The organism is Acinetobacter sp. ANC5681, from assembly GCF_023488045.1.
Taxonomy (GTDB): domain Bacteria; phylum Pseudomonadota; class Gammaproteobacteria; order Pseudomonadales; family Moraxellaceae; genus Acinetobacter.
In genome coordinates this window covers 55,048-72,614 of record NZ_JAMFKZ010000012.1, presented here as the reverse complement: position 1 = coordinate 72,614, position 17,567 = coordinate 55,048, and the positions used below count along the sequence as shown (strand labels likewise).

General features: G+C 39.9%; 13 protein-coding genes and 1 pseudogene. 1 reads left to right on the top strand and 13 read right to left on the bottom strand.

Annotated elements, in window-relative coordinates:
- Positions 1 to 328 precede the first annotated feature (328 nt).
- From M5121_RS08980 to M5121_RS08945, 8 genes are all read right to left on the bottom strand, one after another.
- Positions 329 to 1,195, bottom strand: a complete 867-nt coding sequence (locus tag M5121_RS08980; protein WP_249570976.1) for a hypothetical protein — start codon at positions 1,193 to 1,195, stop codon at positions 329 to 331.
- Positions 1,196 to 1,214: 19 nt separating this feature from the next.
- Entirely contained in the window at positions 1,215 to 2,297 is a 1,083-nt protein-coding gene (gene aroB, locus M5121_RS08975) for a 3-dehydroquinate synthase (RefSeq protein WP_178882506.1), read from the bottom strand.
- Positions 2,298 to 2,321: 24 nt separating this feature from the next.
- Complete coding sequence (aroK, locus tag M5121_RS08970) at positions 2,322 to 2,888, bottom strand: shikimate kinase AroK (protein WP_087535970.1); 567 nt, start codon at positions 2,886 to 2,888, stop codon at positions 2,322 to 2,324.
- 10 nt (positions 2,889 to 2,898) lie between these two features.
- On the bottom strand, positions 2,899 to 5,040 hold the full coding sequence (locus M5121_RS08965; RefSeq protein WP_502798275.1) for a type IV pilus secretin PilQ: 2,142 nt from the start codon (positions 5,038 to 5,040) through the stop codon (positions 2,899 to 2,901).
- 61 nt (positions 5,041 to 5,101) lie between these two features.
- The gene (locus M5121_RS08960) at positions 5,102 to 5,629 is read right to left on the bottom strand and encodes a pilus assembly protein PilP (RefSeq protein ID WP_249570974.1); all 528 of its coding nucleotides are present in this window, start codon (positions 5,627 to 5,629) and stop codon (positions 5,102 to 5,104) included.
- Positions 5,629 to 6,378 carry a type IV pilus inner membrane component PilO gene (locus M5121_RS08955; protein ID WP_249570973.1) on the bottom strand — a complete coding sequence of 250 codons (750 nt, stop codon included), beginning with the start codon at positions 6,376 to 6,378 and terminating at the stop codon, positions 5,629 to 5,631. Before M5121_RS08955 ends, M5121_RS08960 begins: the two co-directional genes overlap by 1 nt.
- Entirely contained in the window at positions 6,375 to 7,010 is a 636-nt protein-coding gene (locus tag M5121_RS08950; protein WP_249570972.1) for a PilN domain-containing protein, read from the bottom strand. Before M5121_RS08950 ends, M5121_RS08955 begins: the two co-directional genes overlap by 4 nt.
- A complete protein-coding gene (locus M5121_RS08945) occupies positions 7,010 to 8,068 on the bottom strand; it encodes a pilus assembly protein PilM (RefSeq protein ID WP_087547382.1) in 1,059 nt (352 codons plus the stop codon). Before M5121_RS08945 ends, M5121_RS08950 begins: the two co-directional genes overlap by 1 nt.
- 162 nt (positions 8,069 to 8,230) lie before the next feature.
- On the opposite strand from M5121_RS08945, the gene ponA reads away from it, so the two are divergent.
- Positions 8,231 to 10,783, top strand: a complete 2,553-nt coding sequence (gene ponA, locus M5121_RS08940; protein WP_249570971.1) for a penicillin-binding protein PBP1a — start codon at positions 8,231 to 8,233, stop codon at positions 10,781 to 10,783.
- Positions 10,784 to 10,802: 19 nt separating this feature from the next.
- Here ponA and M5121_RS08935 read toward each other — a convergent pair whose 3' ends face one another.
- The 5 genes and pseudogenes from M5121_RS08935 to ftsI all read right to left on the bottom strand — a co-directional run bounded on the left by M5121_RS08935 (position 10,803) and on the right by ftsI (position 17,567).
- Positions 10,803 to 11,621: a putative RNA methyltransferase gene (locus tag M5121_RS08935; protein ID WP_249570970.1), complete on the bottom strand. Its 819-nt coding sequence runs from the start codon at positions 11,619 to 11,621 to the stop codon at positions 10,803 to 10,805.
- Between the two features lie 58 nt (positions 11,622 to 11,679).
- A complete protein-coding gene (gene mraY / locus M5121_RS08930; RefSeq protein WP_249570969.1) occupies positions 11,680 to 12,798 on the bottom strand; it encodes a phospho-N-acetylmuramoyl-pentapeptide-transferase in 1,119 nt (372 codons plus the stop codon).
- Positions 12,799 to 14,208 (bottom strand): UDP-N-acetylmuramoyl-tripeptide--D-alanyl-D-alanine ligase, encoded by a 1,410-nt coding sequence (locus M5121_RS08925; protein ID WP_249570968.1) that lies wholly within the window; start codon positions 14,206 to 14,208, stop codon positions 12,799 to 12,801.
- Positions 14,209 to 14,230: 22 nt separating this feature from the next.
- Positions 14,231 to 15,730, bottom strand: a complete 1,500-nt coding sequence (locus M5121_RS08920; RefSeq protein WP_249570967.1) for a UDP-N-acetylmuramoyl-L-alanyl-D-glutamate--2,6-diaminopimelate ligase — start codon at positions 15,728 to 15,730, stop codon at positions 14,231 to 14,233.
- A 3-nt stretch (positions 15,731 to 15,733) separates the two neighbouring features.
- Positions 15,734 to 17,567 (bottom strand): annotated as a pseudogene (gene ftsI, locus M5121_RS08915) (penicillin-binding protein PBP3).

Genomic DNA, 17,567 nt, shown 5'->3' with positions numbered 1-17,567 from the left:
ACGCCTTTCTTTAAGAAGAAACAGCGTACTCAAGCATATAAAGTGTTTTCAGTTATTACACCTTCACCAATGTTTGTAAAGCACAAAAACTTTCCATTTCACTAAATTAATTGGGTGTTTAGTGTGAAAAAGTGCAATGAGCAGATAAATTAGCACCACAAGGAAGCAAAAAACATACCAATTAATTATAAATTTACTAAATCATTAAAAAAATTAAAATAACCTTAATTTATAATAGGCTAAAGCTATATCTTATCAGGTTTTTTTGCACCAAAATAAGTCATTTCGCCTTAAAAAAGCGCCAATAATGCTCAAAATTAGTGCAACACTAATTGAATGGATCTACCACATCGCGTTTAGAAGAATCTGAATTTTCTTTCAATTTTTCAGGGTTTTGTGTTGAAGATTGGCTTTGTTTGACGTTTACCACGTTACCTTGAGCATCACGCTGTGTGACTGTTGTCTGAGTTACTATTGCAGGATCAACTGCTGGCTTTTCTGAACTAACACCCAAACTGCCTTGTGAAACCACCGCCCCTGCAGCCAACAAACTCTCGTCCACTTTAGGTAGCGCTGCGGGTTTCAACTGAATATCATAAAGCTGATTTGTCGCTGTTTTTAATTCATCAAACCCTAAATCATTCACAAACTCTGCATATTTTGATAATTGCTGGGCTTTAGGTTGCACGGATTGCGGAAGTACCAAATTCAATTGAGCAAACTGACGATTTGCTTCCTCCATATTCGGTGACATACCATAAGCAAGAACATATTGTTCTGCCTGATCCTCCCCAGTTAAGCGGAAATAAATAAACTTTTTCCGATCTAATCGACTCAACAAAAAATTTTTAACAATTGCTTCATCTGAACTTCGAAAAATTTCCATCGTCCATTTTTGCTGATTTTCTTTAATAAATTTAGTGCCACGAAATTCTGGTGCATGCTCATTAGAAACAACAACTCTGGTTGTTAAATCTAGCGGCTTCACCTCATTAGAAAAGGCACCTAGATGAGCAGTTGCAGTCACTTTTTCAGGTTGAATTTGAACTTCAGTTTTAGCTGGTTGATCTACCTCAACCAAAGCATCTCCATCAGTAATTCCCCAAAAGACCAATGCAGCAATCAAGCATACAATTGCAAGCGTGAGCCAGCTGTATTGTTGAATATTTTGCCAGATTGATCTAGAAATAAGCATATTTTTCTCAATATATTGATTATGAAGATTGGTTCGCAAGAATCGTTTGCTTCATTAAATCCACATCAAAATCTTTGGTAATGATGGCCTGGCCTAACTTTTTAAGTAAAACCAAACGTAATTGGCCATTGAGTACTTTTTTATCATGCGACATATAAGCCAAAAATTCGTCGAGTGGAATCTGTGGACATGATATCGGTAAATGGGCACGTAGAATAATTCTTTTTGTACGCTCAACATCTTCAGCAGATATCCAACCTAGACGGTGTGACAAATCTGCCGCCATGACCATACCTGTTGCAACCGCTTCACCATGTAACCATACCCCATAACCTAGATAGGATTCGATTGCATGCCCAAAAGTATGCCCTAAATTTAGAAGTGCACGCTCACCCTGCTCTTTTTCATCATTAGCCACAATTCTAGCTTTATGTGCGCATGAGCGATAGACTGCTTCTGCGAGTAAATTCGCATCACGTGCAACAAGCGCATCCATGTTCTGTTCTAACCATACTAGAAAATCCACATCACCTAGTAATGCATATTTAATCACTTCAGCCAAACCAGCAGAAAGTTCACGGTCTGGTAAAGTATCAAGCTGTGCCATATCCGCTAATACAACTTGAGGTTGCTGAAACGCACCCAACATGTTTTTACCTAAAGGATGATTGATTCCTGTCTTCCCACCCACACTTGAATCAACTTGAGATAATAATGTAGTTGGTACTTGAATAAAATTCACTCCGCGCTGGAAACAAGCTGATGCAAAACCAGCCATATCACCAATGACTCCACCACCTAATGCAAGCACTGTGCAATCACGATTAAAACCTGATTCCAAAAGCGCATCAAAAATTAAATTCAAATGTTCAATGTCTTTAAATTGCTCACCGTCGGGTAAAATACATTGTGCAATCTGTTTATCTAACTGGCGCAATCCATCAACATAATGTTGCAAATATAATGGTGCGACGGTTGTATTGGAAACCAACATCACTTGTCGACCATGAATATATGGCGCTAGCAAATCTCTGGGATTTAAATTACTTCCAATAAAAATAGGATAGCGACGATCACCCAATTCAACATGTAGTGTTTGCATAAAATTAGACCAACAAGAAAATTACTAAATTTGTTTAGATAAAATAAGCTGTAGAATTTTTTGCGCTAAGTCTCGCGCTGCACCCTGATTTGTTTCAACAATAAAATGTGCAACCTCACGATAAAGTGGATCTCGCACAGTTAACAGATCTCTTAATTTCTTTTCTGGGTTTTCTACTTGCAACAAGGGACGATTCTTATCGCGATGAGTTCGCTGTAGCTGAAGCTCTACAGGAGTATATAGATAAACAACGATACCTCGCTGTTTTAAAAACTTTCGATTTTCCGATTGTGTTACCGCACCACCACCAGTCGCCAAAACAAGGGCAGAACGTGCAGTTAGGTCATTTAACACATTAGTTTCACGTGCTCGAAAACCAGATTCACCCTCTTTTTCAAAAATCCAAGGGATTGTAGCACCTGTTTTACGCTCAATTTCATGATCACTATCAATGAATTCACGCCCCAACAATTCTGCTAAATGTCGACCAACTGTTGTTTTCCCTGCCCCCATTGGCCCTACCAAATAAATATTTGGTAGGGTTTCAAACGCTTTGCCTTGCAACGCGCCACCTATATTAATTGCGATTATTCAAAATATATTAATGATTTCTCGTCAAAGTGTCATTAACAATTCTCGGTGTCACAAAAATAAGTAGTTCACGCTTTTTATCCTTTTTTGAGTCTCGACGGAATAATTTCCCAACATAGGGTAAATCTCCCAAGAAAGGCACTTTAGTTTGTTGGTTAGTGCTTTCTTGCTCGAAAATACCACCTAACACTACAGTCTCACCATTATCAACCAATACATTAGTGTTAATTTCATTTTTATTAATTGCAATTTGCCCTGATAGTGTAGGATTTCCAGCTGAATCTTTCGTAACATTTAACTGCATCATTACTTTACCTTCAGGTGTAATACTAGGCGTTACATCTAAACTTAATAATGCATCTTTAAATTCGGTCTTAGGCCCATTCTGACCGGATGATAAATAAGGAATTTGTTGACCTGCGGCAACTTTCGCTCTTTGCTTATCAGCAGTCATAACTTTTGGTGTAGAAATAACTTCACCATAACCATCAGCTTGGACTGCTGATAACTCTAGATCTAACATAAAATCAGATAAACTTATTAAGCCAAAGGCAATACGACTAGCCCCTTCTGCCGTAGCACCTAAATCAACATTTAAATTACTACGTCGCTCAATTTCATACTTCCACCCCCCCGTATCACTATCCTTAGTTGGCTTTCTGAGGTTCCATAAAGTAGTTTCGCTACCACCGACAAGCAAATCATTATTACGAGTAATGCCTTGTGATAGTATTCCCCATTTCACCCCCATTTCCTTTGTAAAATCGGTGCTTGCGCTAACAACTCTTGCTTCAATCATAACTTGCTTAACAGGTACATCCAATAAATCAATCATTTTACGAATCTGATCAATTTTTTGAGATGTATCATTAATAATTAGTGTATTTGTTCTTGGATCAGTAGAAACAGTTCCTCGGGGGCTTAATAAACTACCAACACTATCACCTAAAGGATCATTAGGCGAAGCATTTTGAGTTGTCGTATTTCCACCTGAATTATTAGTCTTATTTTTACCTTGGGTAATTAATGTCTCAAGATCAGTAGCTTTCGCATAACTTAAACGAATATATTCAGTTTGTAATGGAGCTAGTTTTACACTTTGTGCAATTGCTTTTGCTTCCTCTTCTTCTGACTTAATTAACTCAGAAACTGGTGCAATCCAGATTACGTTCCCATTTCGGCGTTTGTCTAAATTCTTTGTTTTAAGCACAATATCTAAAGCTTGATCCCAAGGAACATCTTTCAGACGTAAAGTAATGTTCCCTTGTACAGTATCAGCAGCAACCAGGTTTATGCTGGTGAAATCAGCTAACAACTGCAAGACTCGACGTACTTCTATATCCTGAAAGTCTAATGAAATTTTATTCCCAGTATAGACTTGGGCTTTAGCTTTCGGAGAAGATTTATCTTCTGGACGCTTAAGACTAATCGTTAATTTATTTTCCGCTTGGTAAGCCATATATTCATAACTACCAGCAGACTGAATCGTGATAACACCGTTACCTTTATCATTATAAGCATCTACACTTGCGACAGGTGTAGCAAAATCGTTGGTATTTAAACGACGAGCTAAATGCGTTGGAATCTTGTTCCCCATTGTACGGATAACAATTTTACTGCCTTGTTGTTGCACATCTATAGGCGTATTATTCCCCAAAAGATCTACTATAACCAATCCTTCACCTTGCGCACCACGCTGGAAGCCAATATTTGATACACCCTGTTGTAACTGTCTAGTTACAGCTGTATTACGTGAATTATTTACAGGTTGAGCAGCGTTAATTTTAAGAACAAAAGTATTCCCTTCAACACGTGTCGTAAAAGCTCCTGCTTCTTTTAAATTTACCACAAGACGTGAACGCTGATCATCAGCAGCGAGATCAACTGATGAAGCTTCTTTCGTTGATACAGGAATTGACGTCTGCTTCAGATTCTGTTGTGTTTTATCAAAGTCCAAAATTAATCGAGAGGGTTGTTCCAATTGATAAGCCTGTGGCTGTGGAGGCAAACCGTTAAACATAATACGGATTTCTGTACCTTGGTCAGCCAAACTCATTGGAACAATATTCGTCATACTCACTTGTGCAGATGCAACTTGCATAATCGCAATCGCCACGGCACCCATTGAAAATTGACGGAATGCATGATTCATGGTCTTGACTTCCCCAAATAAAGAACTTTTTAACTGCTTTTTCATTGTTATTCCCTTAATCTTAGGATACCGGCCCAATTAAAACGAGTGTGCGTGGTCTTTCTACATAACCATCTCGTCCATCTGGCACAATTTCTATTAAATCAATTTGTGTAGGGCTAATTTTAACTACACGCCCTTGATTCATCCCCAAATAGCTACCAACCTGTATACGCTCAATTTGTTTATCTGGCGTTTGGATTAAAGCAATTGTTTCATTCATTTTACCTCGCATACTTCCTTTCATGTTTAATGCTTCTAAAGCATAACTTTCTAAAGGTTGAGGTTGACGATTCAAATTAGGATAAACCCGCTTCCCAGCCATAATTTTTAATTCAGCAGCCAATGAACTCGGCATAAATGGGCTTTTTAGTTGATGTGCTGAATAGTTAAATAATGGCACAGGTGTGAACACAGGTGCTGGTTCAATGGATAAGGGTGGTTGATTACGAATATCTGCCATTTGTTGATTTACAGTATCAATACGTGAATCGCAGCCAACCAAACCAATACTAATCAATAAACCGCATAGTATTTTATAATTATTCATTAGTGCTGCCCCTCTTGAACTTTTGAGGTCGTATTTTTAGCTGGTTGAGCAGATTGTTCCTTTTGGAGTTTAGCCTGTTCATCTGCACCAATATAACGATATGTTTTTGCATTAATTGAATAATGAATTATAGGAATATCAGACTTTTTCTCAGTATCTTGTTTCGCTTCAACAACAAAGTCATGTAAAGTCACGATTCGCGGTAATGCAGCAATACCAGACACAAACGCACCGAAAGCGTGATAATCACCAGTTGCATCAATACTAATAGGTTGCTCTATGAAGAACTCCTGCTTCACTTCATCTTCTAGTCTAATATTTTTAAATTTCAGCCCTGAATTGACACCAGTTAAATTGATATCTTCGACTAAACTTGGAATTTCAGTTTCTTTCGGTAATTGTTCAAGTTGCTGATTAAAATTCGCTTCCATTTCTTGTAGCTGAGCTTGGTATTGCTGCAAATTACGTAACTTAGAATCCTTTTCCCTAAACTCATTTAACAAATTTTGCTCTTGTGCTTGAGCATTTGCAATATCATCAAGTTGACCTCTAATTACGACAAAATACCCTAGAGCGAGCACTACCAAAAAAACAAAAATCCAACAGGTAATTTTTACAGAAAGTGGCCACCCCCCATAATTGTTCATATCTAAGGTGTTAAACTGTTGAAAAAATTGCTCTACTGTCATTTGCTTTTTCTTAACAGTAGTGGTGTCCTGATTCAAATCATCTGATTTATCTAAGTTCATTTCGCCACCTCTGATGCTGTTGCCTCTGGAGTAATATTAGCCTCCGCTGTTACTCCTAATTCACCTAAATCTACAGAGACAATGAAATTACCATACCCCTCCTCAACCTGAGGAACTAAAGAGCTTGTTGTTTTATCTTTTTTATCATCTGCCGCCAAGAAAGAATTCATAAACGCGTTACGATACCAAGGTGAAGCTTCTAGATTTCTCAAAAGCTCAGCAACGGTATTTGGACTTTCTGCTTTACCCTCAATGGTAAATTTATCACCTGTACGGGTAAATTTTGTTAAATACATTGTAGGTGGTGTTACTCGCACTAGCTCATCAACTAAACGCACTGTAATAGGACGCTGTCCTTGTAAGCCTTGAATCAACTTCATACGCTCAATGATTGCATTACGTCGTTCTTGCAAACCATCTAATGACTTAAGTTGAGTATCTAAATTCTGGTTAGTACTTACAATTAGCTGATTTGCCTGTTCTTGATCATTCAACTTATGGTCAAAGTACATCCAGCCAGAAAAAACTGATACTACGCCTAATGCTGCTACCCCAGCACAAAATGCAACGAACTGTTTCTTTTTTTGTTCTCTTAGCTCATCACGCCAAGGGAGTAAGTTAATCTTTGCCATTAATCAAAACTCCTCAATGCTAAACCACATGCAACCATCAATGAGGAAGCATCATTTTCAATTTTTTTAATATCAATCTGCGGAGAAAAGCCCATTTGTAAGAATGGATTAGCAATGGTGACGCGATAACCTAGTTTTTGTTGTAACAACTTGGCTAAACCAGGAATATTAGCATTACCACCTGCCAATAAAATATGGTCAATCTCATTGAACTGTGATGATGAAAAGAAAAACTGAAGTGAGCGAGCTGCCTGTTGAACTACGGCATCTAAAAAGGGTTCGAGCACTTCCGTATCATAGTCGTCAGGCAGTGTTCTTTCTTTTTTCGCACGCCCAGCCTCTTCAAAAGACAAACCGTAACGACTCTGAACATCCTGGGTTAGCTGTCGACCACCAAATACCTGTTCACGTGTATAGATAATTTTACCTTTCTGCATGACAGATAAGGTGGTCATAGTATGACCAATATCTAAAATACCAACTGTGTTTGCACCTATTGGCAAAGTATCTGCGAATACACTGAAAGCACGTTCCATGGCATAACTTTCAACATCAGCAATTTTTGCAGATAAATTAGCCAGCTCAAGAACTTCTACACGTGTGTCAACATTTTCTGTACGCGTTGCCACTAACAATACATTTACACGATTTGGGTTTGCTAATTTGTCAGATAAGACTTCAAAATCTAGACTTACTTCATCTAGTGGGAACGGAATGTATTGCTCAGCATCCATACGAATTTGAACTTCTCGTTCATCGGCTGTCATATCTGCATCCATTTCAATGATTTTATTAATCACCATTGAAGTTGGCACAGCTATAGCCACATTCGTCGTATGCGGATTAGCAAGGTTAACGACTCTTTCAAGCGCGTCACCAACTGCTTCTGGATTGATGATGCTTTTTTCTACGACACTGTTTTCAGGCAGCGGCATCACAGCATAGCTTTCAACCCAATATCTACCGTTCTTTACAGAGAGCTCCAATAACTTAACAGTTGTCGAACTAATATCGACACCCACTAACCCCTTATTTGGTTTACGATATAACCTGAGCACAGTACATTCCTATTTATTTTTTTATCCCCAAAAATACAACTCACTAATTTGTTTTGGTCTTTAATTGATACGGATACAATATCTCATCTAACAATCCGTAAGGCTAAAGGATATACTGACCATAATTAGTTTGCCATTCGCTCTTATTAAAACTTACTTATTATGAAAAAGCTATCCAGTTCTGGTATTGTTCGTCCATTTTTTTTGATGCTTATTATTATATTAGTCTCACTTCCAATGGGATTTTATGGCATGTATCTCTATCTAGCACCCTCTTTGCCTGATATGAGTTCATTAAAAAAAGCACCTTTACTAAAACCATTGCAAGTTTACACGGCAGATAATAAGTTAATTGCAGAATATGGCGGCAAACTTTCCATTCCAGTGAAATACGAACAGATTCCACCAGCGTTTATTCATGCATTTCTAGCAGCAGAAGATTCGTCATTTTTTGAACATAATGGGATTAGTTTTAAGGGCTTGGGGCGAGCACTAACAGAATCTATTACAGGGTCAGATGTACAAACTGGTGGTTCAACCATTACCATGCAGGTAGCAAAAAACTATTATTTGAGTCCAGAACGAACACTTAAACGCAAACTAACTGAAGTTTTTCTCGCTCGCAAAATCGAGCAAAATCTCACCAAACAAGAAATTCTAAGCTCATACGTCAATAAGATCTTCTTAGGCAAAAATGCTTACGGAATTGCTGCAGCTGCACAAATCTATTACAACAAAAATATTAATCAACTTACCATTGCGCAAATGGCAATGATTGCAGGATTACCGAAAGCACCATCAAAATACAACCCTGTCGTCAATCCTGAACGCGCGCTTGAACGCCGGAATTGGATTTTAGGGCGTATGCTACAACTTGGCTATATTAATCAGAGTCAATATCAAAAAGCTGTTGCTGAGCCAATCAACCTGAATATGATTGATCGCTCGGTCAGTAATGTTTTCCCGTACGTTGGCGAAATGGTTCGTTCAGAATTGGTTGAAAACTTTGGCGAGCAAGCAATTGATTCAGGATATAAGGTATATACGACGATTGATAGTAACCGTCAACGTTACGCTGAAGAATCAATTCAAGACGGTTTAGAAGCATATGATCGCCGCCATGGTTGGCGTGGACCAGAAGCACATGACAAACCTCTTAACCAGTTTGTCCCATATGCAAATACCTATCCAGCACAAGTTATAAAAGTGAATAACAATTCTTTTGATGCTTTGATGCAAGATGGCTCAACAGTTACGGTAAATTGGGCAGGAATGTCATGGGTTCGCCCTTATCGGAATGCGAACAGCGTAGGCGGCGCTATGTCGAATGCTTCACAAATCGTTAAAGTGAAAGATATTATTCGATTACGCCCCAATGAAAACAAAACCGTTTGGTCTTTAGTACAGGTTCCTAAAGTTCAAGGTCAATTGATTGCATTGAATCCAAATGATGGCTCCATAGAAGCTGTTGTTGGCGGCTATAGTTTTTATCAATCGAAGTTTAACCGTGCGTTACAAGGGTGGAGACAACCAGGTTCAACTATTAAACCATTTGTTTATGCATTGGCACTCGAACGTGGTATGACACCTTATAGCATGGTGAACGATAGCCCCATCAGTATTGGTAAATGGTCTCCAAAAAACTCCGATGGGCGTTACTTAGGCATGATTCCTTTACGTCGTGCATTATATTTGTCAAGGAATACGGTTTCTGTCCGTTTATTACAAACTGTGGGAATTGAACGCACACGCCAACTATTTATGGATTTTGGATTACAAGAAGATCAAATTCCTCGTAACTACACAATCGCATTAGGAACACCTCAAGTACTCCCTGTGCAAATGGCTACAGGCTATGCCACTTTTGCAAATGGCGGTTATCGCATTCAGCCTCATTTTATTAAACGAATAGAAGATGCATCAGGCAAAGTAATTTATGAAGCAAATCCAGAATACGCTTGTATCCCTTGTATTAGTGATCCAAATGCCTATGCAACAGCCGATGCTGTTCAAGAGCAAGATGCTGTAAATGAAATCACCAATGAAACTTTAGATGATGTATCTGCCGCATCTGAAACTGTTACATATAACTCTCAAACAGCCGCAACGACAAATAGTAATTATCGCCAAGCGCAACGCATTTTAAAATCTAGCTCAGCTTATGATATGGCTAATATTTTACGCGATGTGATTCAGCATGGTACTGGACGAGCAGCACTTAAAATCGGTCGTAACGATTTAGGTGGAAAAACAGGAACAACCAATGATGCCAAAGATGCATGGTTTGCAGGTTTTAATGGAAAATTAGTTGCAATCGCCTGGGTTGGTTTTGATCAACCTCGTACACTCGGTCGACGTGAATATGGCGGAGTTGCTGCTTTACCAATTTGGACGAATTTCATGGCGAATTCACTTAAAGATACGCCATCGGCTTGGGTACATTTCGATAAAGACGCGAAAGATCCAATTTCATTCGACAAGTTACAACTGGAGAAAAATGAAGGACAAAAAGAATATCGTGCTTCCCCACCGTTGGCACGCCCACTTTATCGTCCTGCTCCTGTTGCACCAACTCGCTCCGCGCAAACTGACTTCTCAGATTTACCAGATACAGCACCATCTGATGAAGAGCAAATTATTGTTCCAGCGATGGAAACAGCATCACCCCAAAAAGAACATGATGGTATTGAAAATTTAATTAATAATATTCAATAAGTAAATTTAAAAGAAGCCATCAAATTGATGGCTTCTTTCTTTTTTGGAATACATAAATTTGAAAAGCGGCTGTCACTAAGAAATGCTGTTCTTGTTCTAAAATCATTCTTCGTTCAGGATTCGCTTTATAAGCATAAGGTGTCATAGCAATCAAATTTTTTAGCGCTTGTTGATCTAACTCGATTGCACTCTCGACAAGCTGTTGTTGCTGCAATTCAAATTGACCATCTAGCTGTTCTAAAAATTTTTCTGGTTCGTGTAAATTTACTTGCTCAAATAAAGCTTCACGCAACCTATAGAGATGTCGAGGTGCAGGTGTCACCACAATCAGATGACCATTCTCTTGAAGAACACGTGTGATCTCTTCTTGTGGAATTGGACTAAATAAACTAGTACATACGTCGATTGAACGATCCTGCACGGGCAATGTTGCACCCGTCCCAACAACCCAAGTGACTTTAGAGTTGAGTTTTGCAGCCCGTTGTACAGCTGTTTTAGCAATATCCACACCTATACAGTGTTGAGTATGCGCTTGCATCGCACTGGTGTAATAACCTTCACCACAACCAATATCTAAAATAGTTTTCGGCCTGAGCCGCTGCAACAGCTCAACAATCGCCTGCTGTAACGGCTGATAAGCACCTGTTTGCAAAAATTCACGACGAGCCAATACAGACTCTGCAGTATCCCCTGGTGTCTTACTATGCTTATGCTGTACGACATGCAGATTGACATAACCTTGTTTGGCGACATCATAATGATGGCCTTTTTCACAACGCCAAGAACGCTCAACCAAATTCAATGATTGGCGACAAACAGGACACATCAATAAATTCATCTATTTTCTCCAAACATAAAAAAAACTGGTGATCACCAGCTTCTTTTTGAATCATGGTTTAACGCAACTTTAGGGTCATTAAGCCTAACACAACAAGGAAAATGGTAATAATCCAAAAACGAATAACAACCTGTGTTTCCTTCCAACCTTGTTTTTCATAATGATGGTGTAAAGGCGCCATCAAGAAAACGCGCTTATTCCGCATTCGTAATGAACCAATTTGTAAAAACACAGAAACGGCTTCCATTACGAATACACCACCCATAATCGCAAAAACGATTTCTTGGCGAACCATAACAGCAATTGTACCCAGCATCGCACCTAGTGCCAAAGCCCCGACATCACCCATGAATACTTGAGCAGGATGCGCATTATACCAAAGGAAAGCCAAGCCTGCGCCAACCATAGCTGAACACACCACCACCAGTTCAGAGGTATATTTTACATAGGAAATATGCAAATAATTGGCAAAACGAATATCACCTGATAAATAGGCAAATACACCCAAACCTGCTGCAACCAGGACAATTGGCATAATTGCCAATCCATCCAATCCATCCGTCAGATTGACTGCATTTGACGCCCCATTAATCACTAAATAAGTGAAAACAATAAATGCTAAACCAAACGGCACCGCTGAAAGTGGAATGGAGAGATTCTTAAAGAATGGAATCAGCAAATCTAGCATATTTGCAGTATTGATTGGATTATCTTGTTGTTTTGCAATTAGATATAAAGCAATACCAGCACCTAATGATGCTACAGAAGTCCAAAAGAATTTTTTACGTGCAGGTAAACCAGCATTATCTTTATAACGAACTTTAATCCAGTCATCTGCCCAACCAACAGCACCAAAGACCACCATAACACCCAATACAATCCAAACATAAGGATTTGATAAATCAGCCCATAATAAGGTACTAATACCAATTGAGAGCAGAATTAAGATCCCGCCCATCGTTGGTGTTCCCATCTTCTTCGCATGATTTTCAGGAGCAAATGAGCTTACTGCCTGACCATATTTTAAGGCTTGTAATTTACGGATCATCACAGGCCCCAAAGCCAAGCCAATGGTCAAAGCAGTTAATACACTCAACAAAGAGCGTAATGTTAAATAACGAACCACTTGGAAAGAGCTGTTATAGCCTGCCAATTGTTCAAATAACCATAACAACATTTAAATCTTCTCCATCAAGTCAGCCATCAACGTTTCCATATGGGTATAGCGAGAACCTTTAAATAGGAAACTCATGTGCTGGGGTTGATGTGTCTCTACTAAACTCATTAAAAATGACAAAGCTTGCCCCTGATTCAGAAAAGCTTGTAATTTTTTACCGTATTGTGTGCTTCTTGCACCTTCTTGAGTGGCAGGTGAGAATTCACCCACTGCAACCACAAAATGAATACCTTGCATCGAAACCAAATCTCGGCCCAACAAATAATGTTGTTGCGCTGCTGTACTTCCAAGCTCACCAATATCCCCGATTACCATCACTTTAATGCCCGTTTGTTGAGCAAGAACTTCTGCTGCTGCACGCATTGAAGTTGGATTGGCATTATAAGTATCATCAATGAATAAGTGATTTTGGTGTTGAATAAAATTCAGACGCCCTTTGGCACCCTGTGCTTGTTCTAAGCCTTGTACAATATCATCAAGCGCAATCCCAATTGCCAAGGCAAATGCTGTTGCAGCAGTTGCATTTTGCACATTATGAGCACCTGCAAACGGTAGATCTACTGTACGGATACCCTGTGGAGTATGTAAATTGAATTTTGCTGATTGAGGATGTAATTCAACCTCTGTCGCAAACACATCGCCACCATCACCAAAACTCAACATTGAATGAGCTTGAGCATTTTCACGAATAGTCGCCGTAAAGTCATCATCAGCGGGAACAACCGATACTCCGTCAGGCAAAATATGTGCATAAATCTCTGACTTGGCACGACAAATTCCTTCACGCCCACCAAACTCACCTAAATGTGCCGTACCAATATTCAAAATCCCCGCCACATGTGGCTGCACCAGATTCGAGGTGTAATCAATTTCACCTTGGTGACTGGCACCCAACTCCATCACAGCATATTGATGCTCCTGACGCAGTTCCAGCAACATCATCGGCACACCCAAATCATTATTCAGGTTGCCACGCGTGATCAAGGTTGGTGCTAAACGGGATAAAATACTACCCAACATTTCTTTCGTGGTGGTTTTACCACTACTGCCTGTTAAAGCAATCACTTTCAACTGTGGATTTTGCTGACGTCGATACGCTCCAAGATGCCCTAAAGCCAAACGTGTATCTTTAACGACGAGTTGTGCAATATCTGCATCAATTGGGCGCTCTACGATGGCAATCTCACAACCTTGCGTCGCCACTTGTGCTACAAAATTATGAGCATCAAAGCGCTCACCTTTTAAAGCAAGAAAAACATCTCCAGCTTCAGCATGACGAGAGTCAGTCAAAATACGTTTAATTTCGCTTTGTGGAATCTTATGATTATGCCATTCACCTTGAGTCGCTTGTTGTAATTGCTCTGCTGTCCAAGGTTCTAGTGGAACGGTGCTGGTTGTTGAAGTATGCATACGCTTTATTTACCTTTTAACCTTAGTGTGCAGGATAAGCTGAATCTACAGAATGTGGCTGAGCATTAATCGCAGATTGCACTTCGACTACATCATCAAACCAGTGACGAACGCCATCTACTTCCTGATAGTTTTCATGACCTTTGCCAGCAATCACGACAATATCTCCAGCTTGAGCTTGAGCGACCACAAATTTAATCGCTTCACGACGATCATGAATTTCATGTACGCTGTGTTCTGCAAAATCAATTCCCTGCTTCATATCAGCAAAAATCTGTTCAGGGTTTTCAGTTCGTGGATTATCTGAGGTGAGAACTACTGGATTAGCATGATCAAGCGCAGCCTGAGTCATTAAAGGACGCTTACCGCGATCGCGATCACCACCGCAGCCAAATACCGCCCATAATTGTCCAGTGACATGACGTTTCAACGTGGTTAACACCTGAATCAATGCATCAGGTGTATGTGCATAATCAACGACAAATAGACGATCCGCATCTTGAATGACTTGCATGCGCCCTGGGGCACCCTCAAGTTGCGGAACGAACTGCACTAAATCAGCAAGCGAAAAACCAGCATATTCTGCTGCAATCAAACTTGCTAATAAATTTTCTACATTAAAATGTCCAAGCAATGGGCTTTGTAGAGCAAATGTACCTGTTGGACTAATCAATGTAAAACTTGCACCACTCAAGCGATATTGCAAATGATCAATATAATAATCCGCAGAAGTTTGAGTCAAAGAATAAGTCAAAACTTTCGGTTTTGATGGATTCTCTTTCGCAGCAGCCAGCATCACGTTTGCATGTGCATCGTCGATGTTAATTACAACGACTTTTAAAGTGGTAAATTTAAATAATAGCGCCTTAGCTTCTGCATAAGCCTCTAAAGTACCGTGATAATCCAAATGATCACGACTTAAATTACTATAAACTGCTATCTCAAGATCACAACCATTCAGACGACCTTGTTCCAGACCATGCGAACTCGCCTCAAGTGCAACAAAATTAGCCCCTTGTTTAGCGTAATCATGCAATGCCTGCTGTAAGTGCAGCGCATCTAAAGTGGTGTGGGTTGAGGGGGTCAAGTTTGGCAAGATACCATTGCCTGTTGTCCCCATCACTGCACAGCCTTGCCCTTGCGAACTAATTAACTCTGCAATTAAGCGTGAAATGGTGGTTTTACCATTGGTACCTGTGACTGCAATACCACGTAATGACTCTACAGGATCGACCGCTTGTAAATATTGCTGCTGCCATTCACCCATAAGAAAACGTACTTCAGGGCAAACCCATTCGTTCGCAAGCCCCAAACTTGTTTCACTAATGACCGCCAATGCCCCTGCATTCAGCGCATTTTGTGCAAATTGACGGGTTTTTTCAGGTTGGCTATAACTACTTAAAGCAATAAAAATCTGCCCAACTTCAATCTTACGGCTGTCTAGACAAAAGCCTTGAAAGGGCTGAGTGAACCAAGCCGCATCGATATGAATCGGATATATCTGCTGAAAACTAATCGACATAATCTACCTACGGATTGGATTTTATAGAGGTATCAAGTGGTTTATCTAAAGGTACATTCAGTAATCGTAGCGATTCTTGCATAATTCTCGCAAAAACGGGCGCTGCAACGAGACCACCATAATAACGACCTTGAGGATTTTCAACGACGACAATCATCGCCAGACGAGGATCACTCACTGGAGCAACCCCAGCAAATAAGGCACGATATTCATTACTCGAATAACCTTTACGGTCAGCTCGTAATTTATGTGCCGTACCTGTTTTACCACCCACACGATAACCAGGAATATTGGCCTGTGTAGCTGTACCACCAGGCATAGTAACCTGCTCAAGCATCAATAACACTTGATCTGCAATCTTAGGATCAAGCACTTGCTTACCTTGGGGTGCTTGATCTAATTTTCTAAGACTTAATGGCATTTCCACACCATGGTTTGCGAGCATCGCATAACCTTGTGCAACTTGGAGAATGGTTGCGTTTAAGCCATAACCATACGCCATCGTACCCAACTGAGAGGGGTTCAACTTATCACCCGAATACAACAGCCCTGCGCTCTCGCCTGGAAATTTCACATCAGAACGATGCCCAAAACCGACACGACGGAAGAATGATGGAATCGCATCTTTAGGTAACGATAACGCAAGTTTGGCTGAACCCACGTTAGATGATTTAACAATAATACCTGTCAGGGTTAATGCACCATAGTTGTGTGTATCACGAATGGTATGCCATCCCAACTTCATTGAACCTGGTGAGGTATTCACGATTGTGTTTGGCGTGTATTTGCCACTTTCCAAGGCAGCTGCAACAGTAAATGGCTTCATCGTCGAACCCGGTTCGAACATATCGATTGCACCACGGTTACGCATTGCATCTTTGTTGGCTAAACCATTTTTATCATTTGGGTTATATGACGGCCAACTGGTCATTGCTAAAATTTCACCAGTTTTTACATCTACAGCAATAGCGGTTGCCGAACGAGCATTATTTGCAACACCAGCAGCGGTCAATTCACGATACATAATATATTGCAAACGTGAGTCGATACTGAGCGTGACATTTTCACCTGACTCGACTTCTTTAATCACTTCTGAGACTTTAAGACGATTACCTTTTTTATCCCGAATAATTTTTTGTTCACCATCGACGCCTGACAACTGTTTATTCAGTTGCATTTCTAAACCTTCAACCCCAACACCTTCACTATTGGTTAAACCAATAATTTGTGCATTCGGCTGTGGTTGCGGATAGTAACGCTTATACGTCTTTTCAGCATAAACCCCTTGAAAGTTTCGCTTGGTAATGAGGTCAGCTTGCTGCGGTGGGATTTCTTTTTGTAGTACCAAATAACGTGAGCGTGGACGAGCTTCCATTTGCTTTTTGAGATCAGCACGGTCTACACCAACCGCATCTGCCAACTCATCCAAATTCAAGTTTTTATCAGGTAATTGACGTTTTAATTTTCGGTTATGTGGATCTTTTTTTAATTCGGCTGTGATTTCATCAAATTGCTGTTTCGTTTCCCAATAGTCTCTTGGATCAATCACAATTTTCATGATCGGTGTACTAATCGCTAAAGGCACTCCGTGGCGATCACTAATCACACCACGCATTGCTTCTAGGCGTTCCGTACGCAAAATATTGGCATTCGCTTTATTTTGTAAAAAGTCTTTATTGACCACTTGCACATAAAATGCACGCGCAATCAACACAATAAAGCACAGTAACACCGTGCCCCAAAGCAAATAAAATCGCCACATGTCTAAAGCAAGTGTTGGTCTTTCAGAAATAGACTGCTGTTTTTTTCGTATTGGTTTACTTCGCTTATCTGCCAT

Coding starts and splice junctions, on each gene's coding strand:
- M5121_RS08980 (WP_249570976.1), bottom strand. CDS start 1,195: ATGCTTATTTCTAGATCAATCTGGCAAAATATTCAACAATACAGCTGG.
- aroB (WP_178882506.1), bottom strand. CDS start 2,297: ATGCAAACACTACATGTTGAATTGGGTGATCGTCGCTATCCTATTTTT.
- M5121_RS08965 (WP_502798275.1), bottom strand. CDS start 5,040: ATGAATCATGCATTCCGTCAATTTTCAATGGGTGCCGTGGCGATTGCG.
- M5121_RS08960 (WP_249570974.1), bottom strand. CDS start 5,629: ATGAATAATTATAAAATACTATGCGGTTTATTGATTAGTATTGGTTTG.
- M5121_RS08955 (WP_249570973.1), bottom strand. CDS start 6,378: ATGAACTTAGATAAATCAGATGATTTGAATCAGGACACCACTACTGTT.
- M5121_RS08950 (WP_249570972.1), bottom strand. CDS start 7,010: ATGGCAAAGATTAACTTACTCCCTTGGCGTGATGAGCTAAGAGAACAA.
- ponA (WP_249570971.1), top strand. CDS start 8,231: ATGAAAAAGCTATCCAGTTCTGGTATTGTTCGTCCATTTTTTTTGATG.
- M5121_RS08935 (WP_249570970.1), bottom strand. CDS start 11,621: ATGAATTTATTGATGTGTCCTGTTTGTCGCCAATCATTGAATTTGGTT.
- mraY (WP_249570969.1), bottom strand. CDS start 12,798: ATGTTGTTATGGTTATTTGAACAATTGGCAGGCTATAACAGCTCTTTC.
- M5121_RS08925 (WP_249570968.1), bottom strand. CDS start 14,208: ATGCATACTTCAACAACCAGCACCGTTCCACTAGAACCTTGGACAGCA.
- M5121_RS08920 (WP_249570967.1), bottom strand. CDS start 15,730: ATGTCGATTAGTTTTCAGCAGATATATCCGATTCATATCGATGCGGCT.